The 23040-nt window shown below is 43.1% G+C and carries 21 protein-coding genes and 1 tRNA gene; 13 read left to right on the top strand and 9 right to left on the bottom strand.

What is annotated here, in order from left to right:
• The 9 genes from AHMF7616_RS17935 (at position 1) to AHMF7616_RS17975 (ending at position 10041) form a co-directional block, all read left to right on the top strand.
• A complete protein-coding gene (locus AHMF7616_RS17935) occupies positions 1–186 on the top strand; it encodes a hypothetical protein (RefSeq protein WP_115374137.1) in 186 nt (61 codons plus the stop codon).
• A 28-nt stretch (positions 187–214) separates the two neighbouring features.
• Complete coding sequence (locus AHMF7616_RS17940) at positions 215–934, top strand: hypothetical protein (protein WP_115374138.1); 720 nt, start codon at positions 215–217, stop codon at positions 932–934.
• A 117-nt stretch (positions 935–1051) separates the two neighbouring features.
• Positions 1052–1696, top strand: coding sequence for a hypothetical protein (locus AHMF7616_RS17945; protein ID WP_115374139.1), 645 nt, complete (start codon positions 1052–1054; stop codon positions 1694–1696).
• Between the two features lie 8 nt (positions 1697–1704).
• Positions 1705–2283 carry a glycosyl hydrolase 108 family protein gene (locus AHMF7616_RS17950; RefSeq protein ID WP_115374140.1) on the top strand — a complete coding sequence of 193 codons (579 nt, stop codon included), beginning with the start codon at positions 1705–1707 and terminating at the stop codon, positions 2281–2283.
• A 75-nt stretch (positions 2284–2358) separates the two neighbouring features.
• Positions 2359–3042 (top strand): hypothetical protein, encoded by a 684-nt coding sequence (locus AHMF7616_RS17955; protein WP_115374141.1) that lies wholly within the window; start codon positions 2359–2361, stop codon positions 3040–3042.
• Between the two features lie 102 nt (positions 3043–3144).
• Positions 3145–7875, top strand: a complete 4731-nt coding sequence (locus AHMF7616_RS17960) for a strawberry notch-like NTP hydrolase domain-containing protein (protein ID WP_115374142.1) — start codon at positions 3145–3147, stop codon at positions 7873–7875.
• A 103-nt stretch (positions 7876–7978) separates the two neighbouring features.
• Positions 7979–8968 (top strand): hypothetical protein, encoded by a 990-nt coding sequence (locus AHMF7616_RS17965; RefSeq protein WP_115374143.1) that lies wholly within the window; start codon positions 7979–7981, stop codon positions 8966–8968.
• Positions 8920–9690, top strand: a complete 771-nt coding sequence (locus tag AHMF7616_RS17970) for a hypothetical protein (RefSeq protein ID WP_115374144.1) — start codon at positions 8920–8922, stop codon at positions 9688–9690. The genes AHMF7616_RS17965 and AHMF7616_RS17970 overlap by 49 nt, the downstream gene beginning before the upstream one ends.
• 9 nt (positions 9691–9699) lie before the next feature.
• The gene (locus tag AHMF7616_RS17975) at positions 9700–10041 is read left to right on the top strand and encodes a hypothetical protein (protein WP_115374145.1); all 342 of its coding nucleotides are present in this window, start codon (positions 9700–9702) and stop codon (positions 10039–10041) included.
• A gap of 391 nt (positions 10042–10432) precedes the next feature.
• Here AHMF7616_RS17975 and AHMF7616_RS17980 read toward each other — a convergent pair whose 3' ends face one another.
• The 5 genes from AHMF7616_RS17980 to AHMF7616_RS17995 all read right to left on the bottom strand — a co-directional run bounded on the left by AHMF7616_RS17980 (position 10433) and on the right by AHMF7616_RS17995 (position 12907).
• Positions 10433–11011 (bottom strand): Fic/DOC family protein, encoded by a 579-nt coding sequence (locus AHMF7616_RS17980; RefSeq protein WP_115374146.1) that lies wholly within the window; start codon positions 11009–11011, stop codon positions 10433–10435.
• Between the two features lie 236 nt (positions 11012–11247).
• Complete coding sequence (locus AHMF7616_RS26775; RefSeq protein WP_199474271.1) at positions 11248–11496, bottom strand: hypothetical protein; 249 nt, start codon at positions 11494–11496, stop codon at positions 11248–11250.
• A gap of 92 nt (positions 11497–11588) precedes the next feature.
• Positions 11589–12062, bottom strand: a complete 474-nt coding sequence (locus AHMF7616_RS26780) for a TIR domain-containing protein (RefSeq protein WP_199474272.1) — start codon at positions 12060–12062, stop codon at positions 11589–11591.
• Positions 12063–12149: 87 nt separating this feature from the next.
• Positions 12150–12647 carry a PIN domain-containing protein gene (locus tag AHMF7616_RS17990; RefSeq protein WP_115374147.1) on the bottom strand — a complete coding sequence of 166 codons (498 nt, stop codon included), beginning with the start codon at positions 12645–12647 and terminating at the stop codon, positions 12150–12152.
• On the bottom strand, positions 12644–12907 hold the full coding sequence (locus AHMF7616_RS17995; RefSeq protein ID WP_115374148.1) for a hypothetical protein: 264 nt from the start codon (positions 12905–12907) through the stop codon (positions 12644–12646). The genes AHMF7616_RS17990 and AHMF7616_RS17995 overlap by 4 nt, the downstream gene beginning before the upstream one ends.
• Positions 12908–13391: 484 nt before the next feature.
• On the opposite strand from AHMF7616_RS17995, the gene AHMF7616_RS18000 reads away from it, so the two are divergent.
• The gene (locus AHMF7616_RS18000) at positions 13392–13664 is read left to right on the top strand and encodes a hypothetical protein (RefSeq protein ID WP_115374149.1); all 273 of its coding nucleotides are present in this window, start codon (positions 13392–13394) and stop codon (positions 13662–13664) included.
• A gap of 27 nt (positions 13665–13691) precedes the next feature.
• Here the strand turns inward: AHMF7616_RS18000 and AHMF7616_RS18005 are convergent, their stop codons facing one another.
• Entirely contained in the window at positions 13692–14909 is a 1218-nt protein-coding gene (locus AHMF7616_RS18005) for a site-specific integrase (RefSeq protein ID WP_115374150.1), read from the bottom strand.
• Between the two features lie 115 nt (positions 14910–15024).
• Positions 15025–15111 (bottom strand) — tRNA-Leu (locus AHMF7616_RS18010).
• A gap of 273 nt (positions 15112–15384) precedes the next feature.
• On the opposite strand from AHMF7616_RS18010, the gene AHMF7616_RS18015 reads away from it, so the two are divergent.
• A complete protein-coding gene (locus AHMF7616_RS18015) occupies positions 15385–16377 on the top strand; it encodes a radical SAM protein (protein ID WP_115374151.1) in 993 nt (330 codons plus the stop codon).
• 124 nt (positions 16378–16501) lie between these two features.
• Positions 16502–16966, top strand: a complete 465-nt coding sequence (locus AHMF7616_RS18020) for a hypothetical protein (protein WP_115374152.1) — start codon at positions 16502–16504, stop codon at positions 16964–16966.
• Between the two features lie 55 nt (positions 16967–17021).
• On the opposite strand, the gene AHMF7616_RS18025 is transcribed toward AHMF7616_RS18020, so the two are convergent.
• On the bottom strand, positions 17022–18749 hold the full coding sequence (locus tag AHMF7616_RS18025) for a RagB/SusD family nutrient uptake outer membrane protein (RefSeq protein ID WP_115374153.1): 1728 nt from the start codon (positions 18747–18749) through the stop codon (positions 17022–17024).
• Between the two features lie 45 nt (positions 18750–18794).
• Positions 18795–22130 (bottom strand): SusC/RagA family TonB-linked outer membrane protein, encoded by a 3336-nt coding sequence (locus AHMF7616_RS18030; protein ID WP_115374154.1) that lies wholly within the window; start codon positions 22128–22130, stop codon positions 18795–18797.
• A gap of 327 nt (positions 22131–22457) precedes the next feature.
• Between AHMF7616_RS18030 and AHMF7616_RS18035 the strand changes: the two genes are divergently transcribed.
• On the top strand, positions 22458–22982 hold the full coding sequence (locus AHMF7616_RS18035) for a gamma carbonic anhydrase family protein (protein WP_115374155.1): 525 nt from the start codon (positions 22458–22460) through the stop codon (positions 22980–22982).
• Positions 22983–23040: the final 58 nt, after the last annotated feature.

A 23040-nucleotide genomic window follows, 5' to 3' on the forward strand; every position in this document is an offset into this window, starting at 1 on the left:
ATGCCTGAATTTAAATTAAACGCCTTCTCGGTAACCGCTAAAAACGCAGCCGAAGCCAACAAGAAAATGAATGCCGTAACGACAATTCTCAAGCATCTGACGGTGGAAAGCCTAACGATCCTGGCTGCTAAAGCCGGTAAACCGAACGTAAATGCGCTAATTGCGCAATTTTCCCACCTAATCTAGTTTTCTCATTTCTCACATTCTCTAAAGCATGAGAAAACCGACGCAAACTGGCCTGGTTCGTACCCAGCAAGGCTTATCCGGTACGGGTACAGGCCTGATTATTGGTACCGGACTTTCTAAAGTTACCGGCTTTTTACCGACTCTTTTTAATGCGGGCTTCTTTGTGGCAGTCGCCGGGGCGGCTTACCTGTTACTAAAAAAATTCTTAGTAGGCGTTAAAAAGAACGCCGTCATTGCAGATATGGGGCAGTCTACCATACATGGTTTGGCGGCAGCCTACGCTACCCAATTTTTTAATGCCATGATTCGCTCTGCCGGCTGGATTTCGGACTGGTTTGGGGATGGTACCAATACCGATGTTATTTACGCCACAGCTAGTGAAATGCACCGCCATAAGGTGAGCTTTGCCGATGTTAATAAGGCCTACAAAGGTTTATACCAACGGGATTTATTGGAGCATTTACAATCTGAACTAGATTCAGAAGAAATGATCAAATTCAACACCTTACTTACCACGGGCCTAGGGGGCATTCCGGTAATTGACCACGTCATTATCAGCGCCAAGCCTACCATGGTGCTTAATGGGGAATTAAAGACCATACAGTCCGTTTCAGCTGGCGTAAAACTGGGTGCTCATCTGGAAACCATGATTTTACCGAACGGTACCCACTACCAGGGATTCCAGTATAACGGCCAAATTCGGTACGTAGACAGTCTGGCTACTCGCCTTTCTCCTATCAGAAGTTAATACCAAAAATCCTAACACCAATTCTGGCGTAGCCCTAGCTTTTCACTTTGCAGATCCACTAACGCCACATCTAGTGATGCTGCAGATTCACAAAACCCTTCTTTTTAAAATTTCCTGATGGCAAAAAAAACTACTGCTAAAAAAAGCTTTTCCAATAAGCAATTACTGATGGGTGCCTTAGGAGCAGGTACACTCCTGGCTTTCCTGACCAATTCAGCCGGGGCGGCTCCCAAACTTAAAAATGATACGGCTCCAGTGCCAACTCCCAATCCGGTACCAGCCCCTAATCCTACTCCGAAGCCAAATCCAACACCCGCTCCTAAACCAGATCCTTATACTGGCATTAGCCAAGTGGTAAAGCCCGGACAAACTACACCCGTTCCCAGTAATCCTTTAATTACCAAAAACACGGTATTCCCGGCTTCCCAATCCTTAGTGTATGCCTTTGTTGATTCCCTGAACGGCGAAAGTATTTACCGGGGCATCCAAGCGACCTATAATGTTTTTACCGGTAACGGGGTAAGTAAAATTCTGGGCTTAAGTAATGGCCAGTACGTGGGTATTCTGACCGGTAGAAACGGACAAGGAATGAGCGAAATATTCCATAGCATCGGCAATTTACAGGTTAATTTTTGGATAGCTACTTCGGAAATTAAAACCATGTACGGCACCCAGGCTCAAGCCTTATTAAAGTCCTCTCCAGCTATTCCGCTTAGTGCTGCCCAACAGGCTACTATTAAAGACTTCTTCCTTAAATCCTAACTCTTACCATGGCTAATTACCAAATATCCTACGCTTTAATGCGTAAAAAAGAAGGATACTATTCTAACGTAAGCTCCGACTTAGGCGGAGAAACGTACGCTGGTATCTCCCGCAAATGGAATCCTACTTTCGCTGGCTGGAAAATTATCGATGCCACCAAACCCCTGAAGCGCCATCAAAAAGTTAATAGTGCCGAACTGGAAGTATTAATTGCGAACTTCTATACCCGGTATTGGAAAAATATTGCAGGCTCAGAAATTAAAAGCCAAGCTATTGCGGACATCTTTTTCGATTTCAATGTACTATCCGGTTCAGCGGTGTTAGTGATGCAACGCACCTTAAATCAAAAGTTTGGCAAAAAGTTGTTAGAAGATAACCAAATCGGGCCGAACACCATTTTGGCGATTAACCAAGTATCACCTACGCTCTTACACCAAGCTTATAAACAAGGTCGGGAATTATTCCACCGCCAAAAAGTAGCAGAAAATCCGAGTCAAGCCGTCAACCTACCTGGTTGGCTGAACCGGATAAACGAGTTTCCCGATCTGATTCAAAAAAAAAAGAGTTCCTCTATCTCCTTGCGCTAGGTTCTACCGCGACTTACTTCCTTTCGAAAGCTTTAACCGCTCCCAAATCCGTCTAAAATCTCTTACCAACCCCACATGTTAAGTATCAAAAATTTCAAAAATGGCCTAATTACAACTTTGCTAGGTATTGTTTGTTGGGCTAGTGCCATCTGCTCCGTTTTCTGGCAAGACAATATTACCTGGACCGATGCCTTAGTGCCATTTATCTTGGGTATTGCTTTAATTCTAATGCCCGATAAAGTATCCGGCATCTTGCGCAAAATCCTAGGAAAATACACCGCTGTTATCCTGCTGGTGCTGCTGGGGGCCTGTAAAACCAGTAAACCTACTACTCCGGCACCACCCACTGCTATCAGCACCAAAGTAAGCGTTACCGCTACCGTGCCGAAAGATTCGGCCGTTTTGGTAATTCCCGTAGACCGGCTTAGAGTGGATTCTGTAACTACCTTTCAATCGGCCGGCCAGCAACGCGTTACCGGAACGGTTCAATTAAGAGCGGATAAAAGCTTAGAAATTAAATGTAAATGCGATTCGGCTCAAGCTACCAATCAAGCAACATTTACTCCCATTATACCCGAACCCATTACCCTACCCTGTGCCCGGGAACATGCGGGCGATCAAAATTGGATAACTAGAAACGTTCTACCGGCTTTTAAGCAAGCTATCCTAATCATACTCGCTACCCTGCTGCTTTTGTCGGGCTACAAGTACTGGCTTACCTGGTACAACCACCACGACAACGATAAATACAGCTTCTAAAAAAACACACTGTTCACCTAAAAAAGGCACGGCTTATATAAATCAAAAAGGGGCAACAGGCAGCATAAACCGCATTGTTGCCCTTTTTTATTCGGAATTATAATGAAGCATTTAGATTACGACCAAATGAAAAATGCTCCCCAAATGGTAAAATGGGTAGTAAATGAATTAGCGTTGAAACACAATCACCACAAAGTAAGCCTGGAAAAACAAGCGGCTACCTTCGGCATTACCGACCAAAATTTAGTGAAGGAATTAACGGAATTAGCCATCTGCACCCAAGCCAAAAAGCTGCTCCGGAACCACGGTTCGTATTGGGACAAGCTCGGCAAATTCAACAAGATGGTGGAGCTCTACGAGCTGCAGGCCAATTTATCGCATAGAACCAGCCAAAGCGTAATGCTGCAACAGTATTCTACACCGGTGCCCCTGGCTTATTTAGCCGGGGCTTTTTGTGGGATTGACAAACTCGGTTACGGAATTAAGTTACTGGAACCTTCCGCGGGTAACGGCTTGCTCACCATTGCCTCCGGGCATGACCAGGACACAACGGTGAATGAAATTGATGAAGTAAGAAGTGCCAATTTAGCCTATCAGAAATTTGGCCAACAACTCAAGCAAGATGCCAGCCAACCTTTTATAGATCTAGAAAAAAAATCGTTCGATGCTGTTATTACCAATCCTCCTTTTGGCCGCGCTGGTACGGTCCGTTGGGCGGATACGGATATTAAGCTTTTAGAACACCAAATGGTACTCAATGCCCTGGAATATCTAAAAGACCACGGCAAAGCGGCTTGCATCATTGGCGGCCATACCGAGTACGATGAGCACGGTAGAATCCAAGCCGGGATGAACCGCAGCTTTTTTAACTATTTATGCCACCGTTACCACGTGCTGGATGTCATCAATATCAACTCCAAAAAGCTTTACGCTAAGCAAGGAACCGGCTTTAACGTGCGGTTAATCTTGATCGATGGCCGCAAGAAAACACCGGAAGGGGTAGCTCCCCTGCGCCAGGACAAAGATGTGGTAGTGCATACCTGGGAGCAGCTTTACAGCCGAGTTGCGCAATATTTTGACCAAACCCAAGTAAAACAACCGGGCCGCATTTTACCGGATGCAGTAATCCATTCCACCCGCCAAAATTATGATTTTATGAAAAAGCAAAACCTAGAAGCCGAAGCCTTGCTTTTAGAATTAGAACTATTACAATTCGATGGTTTAGGGATGCCCTACATCCCGACCAGTAAAGGCACCGGTCTGAAAACCGAAGTACCCGACAGTATGGCCACCGAAACCTTCCACGCGCTGGCCCAGGTGAAAGAAGCCGTTGGGGGAGACTTGGACGTTTTTGTACAAGACCGCTTAGGCTACAAAACTCGCCAAGAGTTATACACCGCCCTAAGTGCCGAACAAATTGATGCCGTGGCCTTGGGTATCTACAACATCGAAGCCAAAGAGCAGGCGATCATTGTGGGCGATCAAACCGGTATCGGAAAAGGCCGGGTAGCGGCTTCTATTATTCGCTACGGGGTAGTACAAGGCTTAAAACCCGTTTTTATTACCGAAAAGCCAAACTTGTTTTCTGACCTGTATCGTGATTTAGTAGCCATTGGCGCCAGTAGTTTCAAACCTTTTATTGTCAATGGCAGGGAAGATAAAACCAGTATTAAAGATGCTGACGGTACCGTGATTCACGCGGCCTTACCGGAAGCCGAGCAAAAAGCCGTATTTAGAAGCCGGGAATTACCGGCGGCTTATGACTTTATTTGTACGACCTATAGTCAGTTAAACTCTGCCGAAAAGCGGCCGGATAAGCCGTACTTCATTAAAGCCATGGCGCAAGGCTCCATCGTGGTAATGGATGAATCGCACAACAGCTCGGGCGAATCCAATACCGGAATTTTCTTGCAAGAGGTCGTGGGCCAAGCCAAAGGTGTCGTTTTCTTAAGCGCTACGTTCGCCAAAAGACCGGATAATATGCCAGTTTACGCCCGTAAAACGGCGATGAGTGAAACCAATCTTACGAGTGAGAGTTTGGTAGAAGCCATAACCAGGGGTGGGGTGGCGTTACAGGAAGTTTTGGCTTCTCAACTAGTTGCCGAAGGGCAAATGATCCGGCGAGAGCGTTCTTACGAAGGGGTAGAAGTAAACTACATTACATTGCACGATAAAGAGCAAGAGCACAGAGCCATTGCCGATAACATCACGGCTATCGTACGAGATATTATTCGTTTCCAAACCGAGTTTGTTAGTCCCGAAATTGAATCCATGGATAAAGCCATGGCCAAGAGTGGCAAAGAAGCCGGTATGACCAAAGGTACCGAGCAAGGTGGGGTTAATAACTCGCCTTACTTTTCTAAAGTGTTCCAGGTAATCAATCAACTGCTCTTTAGTATTAAAGCCGTGGATGTGGCCGAACGGGCCATTGCTCGCCTCAAAGAAGGCAAGAAGCCCATTATTGCTTTTGCTTCCACGATGGGAAGTTTTGTGGAGCAAATGGAAGATGCGAGCGGCATGCCCGTAAGCAATGGCTCTAAAATCCAGGCGGACTTCTCGGAAGTGTTGCGGAGAGGTTTAGAAGGCGTCATGAAGTACACCGTTACCGAACCCAACGGGGAAAAGAAAAAGGAAAAATTTGCCGTAGCGGATTTAAGCCAGGATGCCCAGTACCGGTACCGCGAAATCATGGCTAAAATTGATGCGTGTGTCGCCGGTATTTCTATTTCTCCCATTGATATTATTGCTAACCGCCTGAAAAAAGCCGGGTACTCCGTAGCCGAAATTACCGGTCGTAAAATGGAAGTGCAGATCAATGAGCGCACCATGGAAGGAGTAGTCGTTACCCGTAAAAAAGAAAACGTCTCGGATGCTTTCCGGAAATTTAACGACAACGAGATTGATGTTCTCATGATCAATCAATCGGGTTCTACGGGAGCTAGTGCGCACGCCATACCGACCAAAAAAGTATCGAAAGACCAGGTGAAACAACGGGTAATGCTGATTTTACAAGCCGAATTGGACATTAATACCGAAGTTCAGAAACGCGGTAGAATTAACCGAACCGGGCAAATTTTGCACCCGATCTACGATTACGTTATCTCGGCTATCCCGGCCGAAAAAAGGTTAATGATGATGCTACAGAAAAAGCTCAAGAGCTTGGATGCTAATACCGCCAGTAACCAGAAACAAAGTGAAGCGGTGTTGAACGTAGCCGATGATTTTTTGAATAAGTACGGCGATAAAGTAGCTGAAGATTATTTAGTGGATAATCCGACTATTAACATGATGCTCAACAATCCGGAAGGGGGAGAAGGGTTAGCGCACATGGTTTCTGGCCGGGTAGCAGTACTTTCTACCAAAATGCAGCAGGATTTCTACGACGAAATTGGCCAGCGTTACCTGGACTTAGTAGAGTACCTGAAGCAAACCGGGGAGTATGATTTAGAAATGGAAGCCATGCCCCTGGATGCCGAAACGGTGGTTAGTCAAGTGGCTATTATGGGAAAAGGAGGTGACTCGGCGTTTGGGGAAGATACGATCCTAGAAAAATGCCTAGTAAACAGCTTGAAAAAACCTTTTACCCGCAATGAACTGGATAACCTGATTATGGAGCAATTAGGAGAGTTTAATTCGGCAGAAGCCTTGAAATCGAGCTTAGAAAAAGAATACCGGAGCTTTAAAGGGGCCCAGGTGCTAAAGGAAGAAACCGAAATAATGGAATCGGCACTAAAGCTTTCGGATAAAGTGGCGCAGGATAAACGCTGGAAAAAGCTCAAACAACAAAATGAAACAGAAGCCATCCAGGCTATTGCGGCCAAGCAAGAAGAAATCATGCAGGAGGCGCAAACGCGGATTTATAAAGTTCGGGAAAAGGCCAATAATGATCTGGATTACATTGTGGGTGCCCTGCGTTTCTTTTACGTGGGTCGGGGTCTGGAATTAGCCGGTAAAGGCTTCAGCAAAGAAACGCGCACGTTTGGGGTATGTCTTGGCTTCTCAATTGACCGAAAAAAAACCAATCCGTGGACCCGGAGCAACATTAAGTTGCGTATTGCCATTGCTTCCAGCATGAAATACATGGCAATTCCCTTGAGCATGAATACCGAGATTTTAGCGATCCGGGGTGCCAGCTACAATAAACTGGATTACTTATACCAGGAATGGAGCGACATATCCCGCGCGGCTTCGAGTGACCGGACGACGCGCTACATTGTGACCGGTAATATTTTACAAGGTATTGCTTCCTTTCCGGGCAAATTGGTGAATTATACCTTGAAAGGCGGGGGAACCAAAAAAGGGATTTTAATGCCCGATGGCTGGAGTAATTTAAAAGAAACCGCTCAGGTGCCAATTGGCTCCGTGTTAAAGCAGATTGTCAGCTTAACTAGTGGCAACATGTTGCACACCAATCTGGAGCTTTCCTTGCTAAAACAATGGGGTTCTTACCGGATAATAGTGCCGGCCAGTAAAGCGAAAGGCGGTATGTTCTACCTGGATCCGGATATGCTGGATTTAGTAGAAGAAAACGAGTTTAACAAAGTGGGTGATCGCATGCGCGCCAATGTAGCGGAAGAAAACATTGAAAAACTGGTTACCCTGCTCGATAAGAAATTTAAGGCCTCCGTAGAGATAAAAGCTTCTCAGACTAGTAAAATCGACCGCGCTATTCGATCAGAATCCAAGGTTTTAACGCCTTTAAAAGCCGAAACCAAAACGGCTAAAATCTTTGTGACCGATAATGGCAACGTTGCTGTTACCTCCGACTATAATTTAGCGGAAATAGAAGCCGAAGCCTTGATTCTGGAATTAGAATTGCTTGCGTTCAATTGATAATCCAGCCCAGCCGGTGCTCTTAAAATAAGATCAGCTGCTTCTCCTCATTTTTAAAACTTCCAACCATCCTATCTATTTAAAACTTCTTTTTTTACTTCCAATGTCTCATTATACTACTATTATTAATCCCGACAATTACAGAGAAAAAATTAAAGGCCTTGACCTAGCTACCATGCCGGACATTTTGCGCAAAAGTCATGATTTCGTAGAAAAAAATACCTTGCAGTTTACCCAATGGGGGGCCATGACTACGAGCGATACGATTAACCGTATGTTTTCAACCTACTTCGTTAAATTGAACGAGTGGTTAGAATCCGAAAAAGCCAAACAGACCCCTAAAACCAAAGTTAAAAAGGAAACGGCTCAAAAAGCTGTTAAGCCGAAAAAGGTAAAAGCAGAAAAGCCCAGTAAAGCAGATAAGAGCACGTTTACCGCCCATTTTCAGACGGCTGAACAACTTCTAAAAGCCTTTGTTAACCTGGATGGCAAAGCGGCTACTATCCGCAAAATACAGTTATTACATTCCCGGTTCCAAAAAGCAATCATTGAGAAAAAAGTAAAAAGCATCAATCCGAATGCCACTATTTTTAAGCAAGCGGCTTCTAAATTAGCCAAGCTGTACCAGAAAATGACGGAAGGTAACATTTCAACCATTGAAAAATTAGAGATTACCGGCATTGAAAAATTCAGCGACATTAAAGCGGAGTTCCAAAATTTGAAGATTGCGCCCGCCGTAACTTTATTAAAGCGTTTTGTGGGAATGGAAGGTACTAAACCTACGATTGCTAAAGTACAGAGCCTAATTAAAGGCATGGAATCGGCCCTTAAAGCCGGTAAAATTAAAAAGGAAGGGGTATACCATAGCCAAATCGATCAAGCTCTTGCCCATTTGAAAGAGTGGTTAGCGGCCAAGCAAGACAGCTACATTCAAATTGAAGAAGCGCAATTAGCCGGTTTAGCTGGTTTGGGTTGCACTTGCCAGAACAAACCTTTAGCTGGTACTCCGGCTATTAAAAAAAAAACGCTGCGCCCGAAAGTAGCTTGGAAACGCCGCAAAGCTTTATCCAAAAGGAAGTATTTAAAAATATAGAAGAGGAAATCGAATTTGAACTAATAGAATCTTTTTTACTGGGTACTCCCCAACCAACATTAGTAGAAGTTCCTGCGAGTAAGCCATTACCGAGCGAGCTACTAAATATTTTTACCCCCATTAACCAGCCGCCTAAAAGCGCAAACCAGAGCTTTATTTTACCGGGGGGTTTAGGTAAGTTTTTAGGCCGCATTGAAGACTTTGAGTATGCCGTGGTGCTTCGGGGTGATAAAGGAGCCGGTAAAACTTCCTTGCTTTACCAAATCAAAAATTTGTTTGCTACCGTGGGTAAATCCGTGGCCAGTTTCACGCTGGAAATAGGGAAAGAATCTAACGTCGTAGAGCGGTTAACTAATAAATATATTGCGCCTAAAAACCGCGATAAAATTTTAATTTCCTCCATTGCACCCGATGGCCTGGAAACGATCCGGAAAGCCGCCCAGCATTTTGATGTGATCGCCATTGATAGCTGGAGTAAGCTCAATGCCAAGCAAGAGGAATTTGATAAACTACGCAAAGAATGCCCGAAAACCATGTTTATTGTGATTTTCCAGAGTACCACGGGTGGAACGGCTCGCGGTGGCAGTATGGCAGAATACGATGCTGGAACCGTCATCCAGGTAGATGCCCCGGGCATTGCTAAATGCGAAAAAAACCGGTACGCCCTGGAGCAGTATCTGGATGCGACCTATGAAGTACACAAACAAAATTTAATAGCTTAAAAAAAAATTATGAAAGACAATAAATTATTGCTTATTGCCGGTGCTGCCGGCGCTTTTCTGATCTACCAGAACCAACAAAAGAAAAAACAAGCAGAAGCTGCTGCGCAGAGAGCTTACATTTTAGCGCAAACGGGCAGTAGGGGTACCACTCCAGGCCAGCCGAACGTAGTCGATAAAGTTACATCGGGTGCCACTACTATTATAGATACTATCAGCAAAGGCAAAGAGCTTTTTAGCAGTATATTTAAAAAACCTACGTTACCACCAGTTAGTAATCCAGCACCAAGTTGGAAAACAGAAGGTAAAGTAGATTACTCTGGATTATCTGGCATAACAAACAAATTGGTTTAAGCTTAATTTTCTTTGTAGCAATAGATTGGTTTTGCCTGCAGCATTCGAATTTCACAATTCAGATCTACAATTTAATGTATTAAAAATATAAAATAATGAAACAAATTGTGTGTATCTTATAGTATAGAAGACTATATTTGTATGTAAATTCATATATGTGCTGAACGAAAAACATTGATTATTATGTTTTTATAATAGCAAACATGTTTAAATAAGGTAATTGTCATAAGAATCGTGAAACTCAGAGAAAAATATCGCCAATTGCAAGATGAGCAATTTGTACGGTCAATGGTAACTAGGTCGGTATATGGCTCTATGCAATTAGAAAATCAAGGTGTACCCATGGATAAAATCCAACAAATGTACACTCAGGTAAATCAAGAAAGAAATGCTATTGCAGTAAGATAAGCTGCGATCTAATAATATCTTTTAAGGCAGATAAATCATGTTTATCTGCCTTTCTTATTGCTTCTAAGTAAAGCGATCTTGCCTCTCCTTTATTTCTTTGATACAACTCAATATTTTGGTATCCTTTGCTAAAAGCAATCAAGTCCGTTAATAAGCGGGAACTACGACCGTTTCCATTGGTAAACGGATGGATAAAAACTAAACGATGGTGCGCATAAGCTAGGCATTCCACCACATCTTCATCCGTTTTGGTATTATTATACTGGTAATTAAGTTGATCCATAAAATAATACATCAGATTGGGTATCTGGTTCGGAGGTGGGGGAAGATAATTACCTACTGTAGGAGTTGAAGTGCGCCATTTGCCCGCCCAGTCATACAAATGGCCGAAAGCAGTACGATGGATTTCCTGCAATAACTGAACAGAAAAATGTATAGGTGTTTCTAAATCTAAAATAAACTGCTCCGCTCGAATTACACCTATTGCTTCTTCTTCATTTATTAGTTGCTTATCAGTAATATTTAAAAAATTATCGTCAGGAGCATCGGTATACTCACCCATACAAAATTCAGTTGGCTCAAACACCTATTATATTTACAAGTAGCTCATTAATGGTAAACATGGCCTTCTTCTTTCGTCACAAGCATAACCATAGAATTTTCTAATACTTGCAGTATATTGACGTTTATGTAATTAACGAACATGAGTTACATTAGTCCAAAATATAGTATTACAAGGCGTTTATGGTATATTAATATGTAAAGCACAAGCTGTTGCGGTATAATCAAAGTACAAAATCAACCTCTAATCTCCTTGATTTTTTCTAATATAAAATCTTTCGTATAAGTATTTTCAAATTTTGCTACTATATCTTCTGGACTCATATTAATATCATTTATTGATGCCTTTAAACTGAATATTCGATGTGACGATTTTCTTGATCCATCTACTCTTTTAATCCGGCTTAAGGCCTCATCATCAATATATGTATAAACAGCCTTTGGAGGCTCACTAGAAATTTGTTGTTCTAATTCAATATGTCTCAATCTCTTATCAACGTTTCGAATAGAATTGAGAACTTCATAAAGTATATCCTTTTCTGGACGAGTTTCATTTACTGTTTCTTCTGGAGTCTCATCTAAAATTTTTTAAATTCCTCATCAAATTGTGGCAAATAAGTATTTAAAACATTTTTTAGTATTGTCTCTTTAAGCCTCTTTTCCTCTAAAGAATTATTAATAGAATAAATTAATTTATATAAGTTCTCTTTGGTAGGTAAAGTATGATTAAACTGTGCTAATGGATCCTTAATATCTTCGGGATTTAAATCAATTAAAAAAGTAAAAACCCTTGAAGATGATAGTCCTTTGGCCAGTGCTCCTGCCTCAAATAATATCCAAGGCTTTTCTTTATTACTTTTTGTAAGACAGATTATACCATGCGTTGTATTAGCAAGCTGATTAGATATTTCAGAAAACCATAAAGCCCCTCTATCTATGTCCTGGCTAGAAACCCAAGGGTCAACAGCTTGAATAACACATTGAATCCAAGTATCTAGCAATTCAGCAACTCGACGGCTTCTTTCGCCAGACCAACTTATAAAAACTTTCATTTATTAAATTTATATAATGTTAATCTAATTAATCTTAACTCTTTACTGCTGCATTGGTACCGAAATTAAAGTAGAAACTTTACATTTTTATTTTTTAAATATGTATTCCGTTCTGATATGATTAAAATTTATTACAGCATTGCCTCTTGAGGATAGATATCCAAATAGGGGAAAATCATCTGTAAGAATCAAATACCCTTCCGCTGCCAAGGAGTGAATTACACTATCTGTTAAACCAAACTTCATAAATACATTATCCATAACATTAACACTAGGTAAAAATATCTCATGTGATATTTGGACTAATTGAATTAAATTATAAAATAAAATTCCATCAGATTGTTTATCAAGAGTTTCAGTTAAATTTACAACTTCAGTTAATATATTTGGTGTTGTAATTATCTTAAAATTTTGCAAAAAAGTATTTAACTGCTTAAAATCTTCTTCTGTATATTTTTGAGTTCTTTTAAATTCACTAATCTTATTTTTATTATAACTACCAACTAAAAGTAATAACCATAAATTTGCATCAATAACAATCCCTTTATTTTTGTAAATAGAAATTAATGAATTTATAAAGCTCATTTTATATCCCTGATTTTCATCGCAAGCACTTCCCCAGATTCAGAGTCAATCTTGAATTGCTTATATTTTCTTAAAACTGTGGGAGTATTAAGCTGAAATACATTTCTTATAGCAGACTCTTCATTGTAGCTCAGAGTAATAAACCAATATAACTTATCGTCTGTGATTTCTACCTCTTCCAATTGAATAAAATCAGTATTTGGAAAAAAACCTTTCATATACTCTGCTGCAATGTTTGCAGCTTCATTTACACTAATCATATTTTAATAATCTTAACCGTTTCTAAATATAAGCATTTCTACAATTAAGCTAACTACCTTAATAAATAGCTTAAATAAATTTACTACATGAGTAAATTTATTTCCGGTTGCAATCGCAAACTTTTCAAAATAGCCATATCTTTGTAACGCGAACAAACACAGTGGATCAGATGCCACTTTAAAACTATCTGAAGTTTTTAGGGTGGTTTTTTTATTTATAGGAAAGTTATTTCTATAACTATAAATACGTTGCCCGTTATATGAGTGGAGTTCCCGAAAGGTCTCCAAATGAATCCACTGGGTTTGTTCGCAGCTCTACGTAACGGGCAATTGTGTTTAATAAAGATTACAGGTTTATGCGAACAAACCCAAAAACAACTACCAAAATCCTAGCACCGGTGTGCCATGGAATTATTAAGCCCGGCCAGAAGTTAATATCGGTCGATTTATTATTCATCACCTATAAAGAAAAGGAGGGCCGGTTATGTTAGCCAGTCGATTACCCAATGAACCCTTGCTGATATTAAGTCCCATCAGCCAGAATTACGTTAATATTTTACCATTTTTTAAGCTTCTGGATAAAGAGAATGTTCGTTCTCCGGTAGACTATGCGGAAAATGTAGAGGCGGTTATTCGCTTTGTTTCGCTTAATTACGATGCGCAAGCAGCTAGCTCCGTCGAACTTAAAAACGCCCTAAGCTTTTTGTTCGATATGAAAGATATGTTCATTAATAGCTGCGAAATAAAAAGCATTTAATTAAATATTTCCAATTACCAGCTATCCTTAGGTGATAGCTGGTAATTGTTCCTTTAAGCGGTTTTGGTAAACCAGGTTCACACCATCCAGTTTCATCTGTTCCGAAATTTTCACATATCGCATCGTGGTTTCTATTTTCTCGTGGTCCATCAGCTTTTGGAGTACTTCTACCCTACCCCCTAACCGGATAAACTCCGTAGCGTAAGTTTCCCGGCCTACGTGCCAATGCAGCTCAGTTTCTATTTCCAACAGCTCACCTATATCCTTTAAGGCTCGATTACCCACTTGGTCCGCATAAAAGAAAAATCCTTTAATATTGTTCTCCGCTTCGGAATCTTCTAAGTAATGCAATGCATATCGGGTTAGGGGTAAAATAAGCTCCCGTTCGTTTTTGTAGTAAGTCTTTTGTGGCTGAAATCGAATTGTATTATTTTTAATTTTTGCCTTTTTCAAATTACTTAAGTCTCCGAGCCGTAAGCTGGTATGACAACTAAAGAGAAATTTCTGTAATATTCTCCGGTGCTTGGTACCGGGAGAGCATTCTTTATAATATTCTTCCAATAAACGCAGTTCTTCCGGATGTAGTGGCATCCAGGTACCTGCTACTGATTTGTTCTGGTAATCTTCATACGGATCTTCGAAGTTAATCCGGTCTTTGCGGGCTAATGTAAGATAGGTGATTACGTCACGCTGGTGGCCCCAAATAGTATTGGTAGAAACTCGTTTCCCATTTCGAGGTTTTATCGTTTTCCGGAGAAACAATTCAAAATCAGTAGCAAATTCATAGGAAAAAGAAGTAAAAGAAATGGTCTTTCGAAATTCTTTTAGTTTGTTCAGGGTGTTATTGTGATTTTTTATTGTCCCTGGTTTAATTAATTTTTTCTTTTTCCGAGTAGCTAGCTTATTCTCAAAATATTTTATAAAATCTTCTTTCGAGAAATCACTGAAATATTCCAGCAGAAAACTTTCCATGGTAATATGTGCCTTCCGAAGTCGGTGCGACACTTCTACTTCGTTGACTTTGGCTAATCTTTGCTTGATGATTAGGTTATAATCTGCGGCCTTCTCGTCTCCTTTAAATCTCTCTTGGCACAAACCTTTTTTTGCATCGAAAAACTGGGGCGGCCAGCTGATGTCTAAGGGAATGGATTTCGGCTTTCGGTTAATAATTAACTGCAACCGAATCGGAGCTGTCCCATCTTTGTGTACCTCCTTTCTGATCTTAATCCTAGCGGAAAATCCCATCTAAAAATCTCTGGTAAACAATTGGTAAACATTTAAAGCAGAAATGCTCAAAATGACCCCTCTCCATTTACTGGAAAGGGCCATTTTGAGCATTTTGAGCGGGTTTTTCACCCTATGGTACCCAGAGCCGGGGTCGAACCGGCACAACCGTGAAGTTATTGGTGTTTGAGACCAACGCGTCTACCAATTCCGCCATCTGGGCAATTTGTAGGTCCTTTTCGCAAGAAACGCTAGGGCGTTGTTTTACGATGGGGTTGCAAACTTAGATAATCTTTCGGGAATGCGCAAGAGATATTTTTTCTTAAAAATAATAATTTTTCATCGTTCCCGGGTTCTCCTGCTCAAGCCAACTAGTTCCAAATTAAGGTACCTATCAGCAAACTTTCTAACCTGCTAACCTTACAACTTTCCAACTTTCCAACTTTTCAACCCAATTTAACCTGTAACTTGCAACCTGTAACCTGCAACCAACATCATGCGCCTTGTTCGACATCCGGTTTTGTGTAATTACTACGTAACGTACCGTTGCAATGCGCGGTGTTCGTTCTGTGATATCTGGGAAAAGCCGTCGCCGTACATTCAGCTACGTGATGTAGAAAAGAACTTGCGCGACTTGCGGGAACTGGGGGTACAGGTAATTGATTTTACGGGCGGCGAACCGTTGCTGCACCAGCAAATCGATCAATTTTTAAAATTGGCGCACGACATGGGTTTTATCACCACGCTTACCACCAACTGTTTGCTGTACCCAAAATGGGCCGAGCGCTTACGGGGCAAACTAGATATGCTGCATTTTTCGCTGGATGCCGCCGTGCAGGAACGCCACGACCAGGGCCGCGGTGTGGCTTGCTTCGATTTCGTGCTGGAGTCGATTAAAATTGCTAAAAGCCTGGGCGAGCGACCCGATATTTTGTTTACCGTTTTCAGCGAGAACCTGGACCAGGCAGAGGCTGTGTACCACCAAATTGCCTTACCGAATAATTTAATGCTCCTGCTTAACCCGGCTTTTACCTACAATGCTGTGGAAACCGGTCCGCCTTTAACCTTACCGGAACTAGAATACCTCTCCGCCTTTGGTAAACGGCGCAATGTGTACCTGAACGAAGGCTTTATGCAATTGCGCCGCGATGGCGGCAATCATGCGGCTGCTCCGGTTTGCAAAGCCGCCAGCACTACGTTGGTTATTTCGCCGGAAAACGAGTTGGTGTTACCGTGTTACCATTTAGGCGAAAAGAAGTTCCGGATAGAAGAAAATTTAAAAAAACTGTATCAGTCCGAAGAGGTGCGCCAATTAATTTCTTTGGAAGGCCGCTTACCTGCTTGCGAAGGCTGCACCATTAATTGTTACATGCAGCCTAGTTTTGCCGTGGAGCTAAATTCGTATTTCTGGAAAGCTTTGCCCAGCACGCTTAAATACAACTGGCAAAAAGGCACCTGGAAGCGATTATTGCGGCAAGCAATGGTCTGAATCGCGGATTTAACGGATTACACGGATTTCGTGGATTAGTCTTTGATAATTTTAAGATAACTAGATTTTATATTTCGATTTATTCCTGCATTATTGATCTACATAAAAACTTAATCAATCCGACATGTACTCCACTTTGTTAACTTTGCACTCCTGGGTGCGGTGGTTGGTTTTAGTTAGTTTGCTTTTAGCACTTTTTTACGCTTACCGGGGCTGGTTCACGAATAAGCCTTTTACTAAATCCGATAATACTATCCGGAACCTAGCTACTAGCTTTGCGCATATTCAAATACTACTGGGGCTTTGTTTGTATTATATTAGCCCCATCACTACTTATTTCCTACACAACTTTAAAGAGGCCGTACACCAACGGGAAATCCGGTTTTTCGGTATGGAGCATAGCTCCGTAATGTTTATAGCCTTGGTTGTTATTACCATTGGTTCCAGCAAAGCCAAACGCCATTCCCAGGACAAGCAAAAATTTAAAATTATGGCCCTTTGGTTTACTATTGGCTTACTCTTAATTCTTTCTTCTATTCCCTGGGCTTTTTCGCCGTTGGTAAGCCGTCCGTATTTTAGAGCGTTTTAATAAATAAAAAAGGCTCGTTGTAGTAACGAGCCTTTTGAATGAAATATTTAGAATTTTAATATCCCGGGTTTTGCGTTAAGGTATTCTGGCCGTTTACCTTGCTGTTAAATATTTCCTGCAACGGTATCGGGAAGTACTCGTGTTTGCCCGTCACAAACTGTACGCCAGCCAGGTAAGACCGTTTTTTAGATTCGGTGGCGTAGTAGTTGTTCAGGGTTTCGGCGGCAATGCCCCAGCGTACCAAATCAAAGCGGCGGTGGCCTTCCATGCCAAACTCTAAACGTTCTTCAAACTGTACCGCTTTGCGGGCAATCGCCGGGTCGGTCCAGGGGGTGGTGTACTCATTAATCACGTAATTAGCAGCCGGAGCACCGGCGGCCGTTTTCACGAAACCATCGGGGTTAGCGGCTCTTCTTCTGATCTGGTTCACGTAGCCGCGAGCTGCTTCTAAATTACCTAGTTCGGTTTCAATTTCGGCCAGCCAAAGCAGCACGTGCGAGTACCGGATCAGGCGGTAGTTGTTGGCATTTAAGCGGGGATTGCCGGCAAAAGTATTGGTACCCACATCAGAGCGGTACATCACGTGTTTTTTAGGCGAGTATGGTCCCCCGTATGCCTGGTCGCGGACGTAGGTTTTGCCCGGATGCACGCCCCAATCCAGGAACGGAATACCCCGGCGACCTACCGTCCAGTCGAGGCGGGGATCAACGCTGCCCGCGTAAGGTGTAAAGGGCTGCGTCGCTTCAATGCCCTGGTCGCTGGTTACGTCTTCCGCGTTAAAAGAATCGAACAGGGGCAAACCATCGGTCCCGGTTTTAAAAGCATTTACTAAGTTCTGGGAAGGCTGGAAGAAACCGCAGCAAGTTGTTACGCCACCACCCCCGTACGGATAATTTAAAGTAGAACCAATATTACCGTTTTCACCGCCTGAGGCACCATCGTTTACGGAATACTGAACTTCAAAAATAGACTCGGCGTTGTTGTTCGTTACGGCTTTAAAGTTATCGTGGTAGCGATCCACTAACCGATACTGGTTGCTGGCCACAATGGCTTCGAGTAAGGTTTTCGCTTCGGCGTATTTTTTCTGAAATAAATACGCTTTGGCCATAGTGGCCCCGGCGGCCCATTTAGTAGCCCGCCCCACCTGGGTTTGCTTCGGTGGTAAATTTTCGTACGCAAAGGTTAAATCCGCTAATATCTTCGGCCAAATGTCTTCGGTATTGGTTCTTTTGGTACTTTCCAGGTCGTTCGGGTTGTAAATTGTTTCGTCGATGTACGGCACCATGTTAAACATTTTTTTCAGTTCAAAATGGTAATGTCCCCGTAAAAACCGGGACTCGGCGGTAATTTGCACACGTTCGGCATCGGTTACATCGGTAACTTTGGCTAAGGTTTGCAACACGTCGTTGGTACGGGCAATGCCATCGTACATGCCCCGCCACTTACCCCGGAAGTAGATATTATCGGAAGAAATATTGCCTTGCTCAATTAAGGAAATGGGCGGTTGGTCGCCGGCAATGGTTCCTTTATAGGCATCATCCGAAGCCACACTGCCATACACCCAGTTATCGGCCCCTACCTGGTACGAGCGGTATGCTCCTTCGGGAGTGGCCCAGCCATCCAGCAAAGAATAAGCGCCCACCAGCAGGGAGTTTACTCCCCGGCTGGTTGTTAGCGCATCCACGGTTAAAGCCGCTTTTGGTTTTACGTCCAGAAAAGAATCGGAGCAGGAGCTTAATACACTGAGTAAAATGCTACTGCCTAAAATTATACTTTTTTTCATTTTTTAAAATTTTGGTGATTTATATAAATACAAAATCAGATCTTCTTAAAAACTTACATTTAAACCTACCAGGTATTGCTTCGCAATCGGATAGTTACCGCCGTCTACGCCAATCTGGCGGTCGTTACCGGAGGTATAAGTACGCAGGTTTACTTCGGGGTCCATGCCGGAATATTTGGTAGCAGTAAACACGTTTTGCCCTTGCACATACACCCGCACCGAACCTAAGCCAATTTTAGAAATAAGAAGAGCCGGCAGCGTATAGGTAAGCTGAATATTCTTCATCCGGAAGTAAGAACCATCTTCGAGGTAGTAAGTAGAGGGCAGAATACTTACCTGGTCGCTGGAGGTTAGTTGCGGCAAAATAGCATCCGTTTTACCGGGCCGCCAGGAGTCGTATAACATGCGTTTGCTGCGGTTGCCGCCAAAGGTGGGGAAATCGGTAAAGTATTTTACCATGTTAAATATTTCGTTGCCTTGCACGCCCTGACCAAAAATGCTTAAACCAAAGTTTTTATAGTTTACATTCAGGTTGATGCCGTAAGTAAAATCGGGATGCGGGCTGCCAATAATGGATAAATCTTTAGAATCAACTACGCCATCGCCGTTGACGTCGCGGTAATGGAAACGACCTGCTTTATTTTGATTTACACCCAAATTGTTTTTAGGAGCGGCAGCAGCTTCGTCATCGCTCTGGAAAATACCATCGATGGTATAGCCGAAGAAAGAAGAAATAGGGTGCCCTTGCTGGGTTACCACAATGTTTTGAATACGCTCGTCGTTCAGGCCGAAGTATTGCGTATTGGGGTCGCCGGTAGTGGTTATTACCTCGTTGCGGTAAGTGCTTAAGTTACCGCCAATGCTGTAGGTTAATTTACCATCGGCCGCCTGCCCATTATACGTTATGGCTGCATCTACGCCGCGATTGCGCATAGAACCGATATTCTGGAAAGGAGTAACCGCTACGCCAGAAGTAAGCGGAGCCTGCACCGGGAAGAGCATGTCGGAGGTGGTACGGGTATACCAATCAAAAGAAGCATCAATTTTATCGTTCAATAAAGAAAGGTCTAGGCCCACGTTAGTAGCGGTGGTAGTTTCCCATTTAGCATTGGCATTCCCAAATTGCGTTAACTCATAACCCGGAATGGCCGAGGTGCGGGTACCCCCTAAATCGTAGAAAGAAGTAATGGGGTTAGTGGAGTATTGCGTAATAGAATTGTAATTACCAATTTCCTGATTTCCGGTTTGCCCCCAGCCCACGCGCAGCTTGGCACGACTGAGCCAATTGCTCCAACTTTCGGCAAAGTTTTCTTCGGAAAACACCCAACCCGCGCTGGCGGCCGGAAAGTAAGCCGTCCGGAATTGCGGCGAAAAACGGGAAGAACGGTCGCGGCGAATAGTACCTTCGAGTAAGTATTTATCGGCGAAAGCGTAATTGGCTTTGGCAAACTCCGAAGCTAAAGCCCAGTTGTAGCCGCCCCCGTTATTGGTTTGCACCCCGGTACCACCGCTTAAATAACGGTTATCCAGATCATCGGAGGCAAAGTTGGTGCGCGACGCATCAAAAAATTCGTAATAATCTTTAATGGCTTCCGTACCAATTAAAAAATTTAACCGGTGATTATCACCCAGAGTAGCGTTATACGCCAAGGTATTAAACCAGGTCCAAGTCCACTCGTAATTGTTGGTAGTTTGTAAACTGTTGGACCCTCTGGCTTCCGCCGATTCGTAATCCCGGAAAGTATAGTTGCGGTAATTGTACAGGTTATAATCTATCCCAAAACTGGTCTTGGCGGTTAAATTTTTTAAAATATCTACCTCGGCGTAGGCATTGCCGAATAAACGGATTTCTCGTTGATTATTATCCTTATTGCGGTACAGCATACTTACCGGATTATTGGAGTTATCCAGGTCGGTACCGCGGGTTCCGGCAAAGTTACCGGCTACGTCGTAAACCGGAATGAGCGGCTGAATGCGATACGCAAAGGAAGTAGGGTTATTTTCGAAGCCGTTAGAACCCGGCTGAACCACCCGGTTACCAACGGCTACCTGAAAGTTCTCGCCTACCCGAATCCGTTTGTTCACGTTAAACTCGGTATTGGCCCGCAAAGAATAACGTTTGAAACCGGTATAAATCATGATTCCTTCCTGGTTAAAGTAATTGACCGACATGGCATAGCGGCCGCTTTCGTTGCCACCGGAAACACCTAACTGGTGGTTCTGGATGGGAGCCGGATCAAATATTTCGTCCATCCAATCGGTGCCGGTTTTATTGGCTTTGGTAATCAACCATTTGGTTCGGTTAAAATTAGGATCGTCGATGTTGTTGCTGTAGTTTACGTATTTGCCAGTGGCATCCTGGGCTACCCGCGGATCGCCTTCCATAGCACCCGCCGGAAAAATATAATCCGGAATTACCGGATCTACGCCGTTGCCGAATTGCGCGTGCGCCGGATTACCGTTGGCACCTACGGCACCCGCATTCCGGCGCGACTCCCAAACTAACCGGGCGTATTCCTGGGTATTGAGCAAATCCAGAAACTTGCCGGGGCGTTGGGTTCCCACGTAAGTATCGTAAGTAAACACCGGTTTGCCAGCCTTGCCTTTTTTAGTGGTTACAATCACTACCCCGTTACCCGCCCGCGAACCATAGATCGAAGCCGCCGAAGCGTCTTTCAGAATCTGCATCGATTCAATATCGTTCAGGTTTAGGGTATTTAAATTACCCTTGGTTGGCACCCCGTCGATGACATACAGCGGCGAGTTATCGTTGATGGTACCAAAACCGCGGATGCGCACCATAACGCCCCCACCCGGGCTGTTTTCGTTACCAACGGTTACCCCGGCTACTTTGCCTTGCATGGCTTGCCCCAGGTTAGTAGAGGGCGTGGCTAATAATTGCTTGGCATCGATAGTAGCTACCGCACCGGTAATGTCTTTTTTAGATTGGGCCGTGTAACCCGTAACTACTACTTCCTGCAAAGCTTTGGTATCGTCGGCTAAGGTAACGTTAACCGCACCCGGCCCGGAAAAAGATTTTTCCTGGGTAGCAAACCCAATAAACGAAAACACCAAAGTACCCGCACTTTCCGGCACCGTGAGCGAATAATTACCACTCGGGTCGGTGGTAGATCCGGTAGTGGTTCCTTTTAAAAGTACGGTAACCCCCGGTAAAGGCTCACCAGCCGCCGAAGAAACCCGGCCGGTAATGGTCCAGGTAACAAACCGGGAGGAAGTAGCAGCTTTGGTAGGTGCAAAACGAGGAGTTAAATTAAAGCTGGAAGCAGCACCCGCCAGGTTGCTGGTACTTCCAATAAAGGCACCAACCAGAAATAAACTACAAATCTGTCGTTGCCAATCAGGGGTAAAAGCTTTTTTCATAATGGATGATTAAGGTTAAGAAAGGTAGCTAAAGCTAATATTATTTTAAATACTAGTTGATTACCAGAAGATTAAATTTAAATAAATAGTAAAATGATTATAATACGTTGTCTTTTTTAGAATTTTTGTAGCGATTGAAGCAATTTTTTAAATATTTGTTTACTCTTCGGTTTTCTTTGGTGCAGCAAGTGCGTAAACTTGGTGAGGAATTTTAAATAAATGATTTTCAGAGCAAACCGGATTACTCGCTCCGAATTACTGTTAAACTAAAAACAACTTGTTATATTGGTTTTGCATTTACTTATACAGCTACTAAAAAAATAAGCCGTGCCGCTCTTACTGCCCGTTGAAGATAAATTTCCAGCTTTTGGCGAGAACTGTTTTATTGCCGAAAACGCCACTGTGGTAGGCGATGTAATACTGGGTAAGGATTGTACCATTTGGTTTAACGCCGTCATCCGGGGCGATGTGAACAGTATCCGGATTGGCGACAAAACTAATATTCAGGATGGGGCTATTATTCATTGTACTTACCAGCGGGCCGCTACGGTTATTGGCAGCAACGTATCGGTGGGACACAATGCTATCGTGCACGGCTGCACCATTCAGGATAATGTCTTGGTAGGAATGGGGGCAATTGTAATGGATAACGCCGTGGTACAGGAGCATTGCATTATTGCCGCCGGCGCCATTGTGCTGGAAAATACCGTTTGCGAAGCCGGATTTATTTACGCCGGCATTCCGGCCCGGAAAGTAAAACCAGTAAGCGACGAACAGAAAACTGGCATGGCTCGTACGGCTAACAATTATGTAATGTACGCGGGTTGGTTTCAGCCAAAGCCTAAAAATTAAAAATTTAAAAAAAGCCAGCTCCTGAATGATTTGAAGCTGGCTTTTTTAAATTTTTAAT

It is taken from the genome of Adhaeribacter pallidiroseus (assembly GCF_003340495.1).
Classification (GTDB): domain Bacteria; phylum Bacteroidota; class Bacteroidia; order Cytophagales; family Hymenobacteraceae; genus Adhaeribacter; species Adhaeribacter pallidiroseus.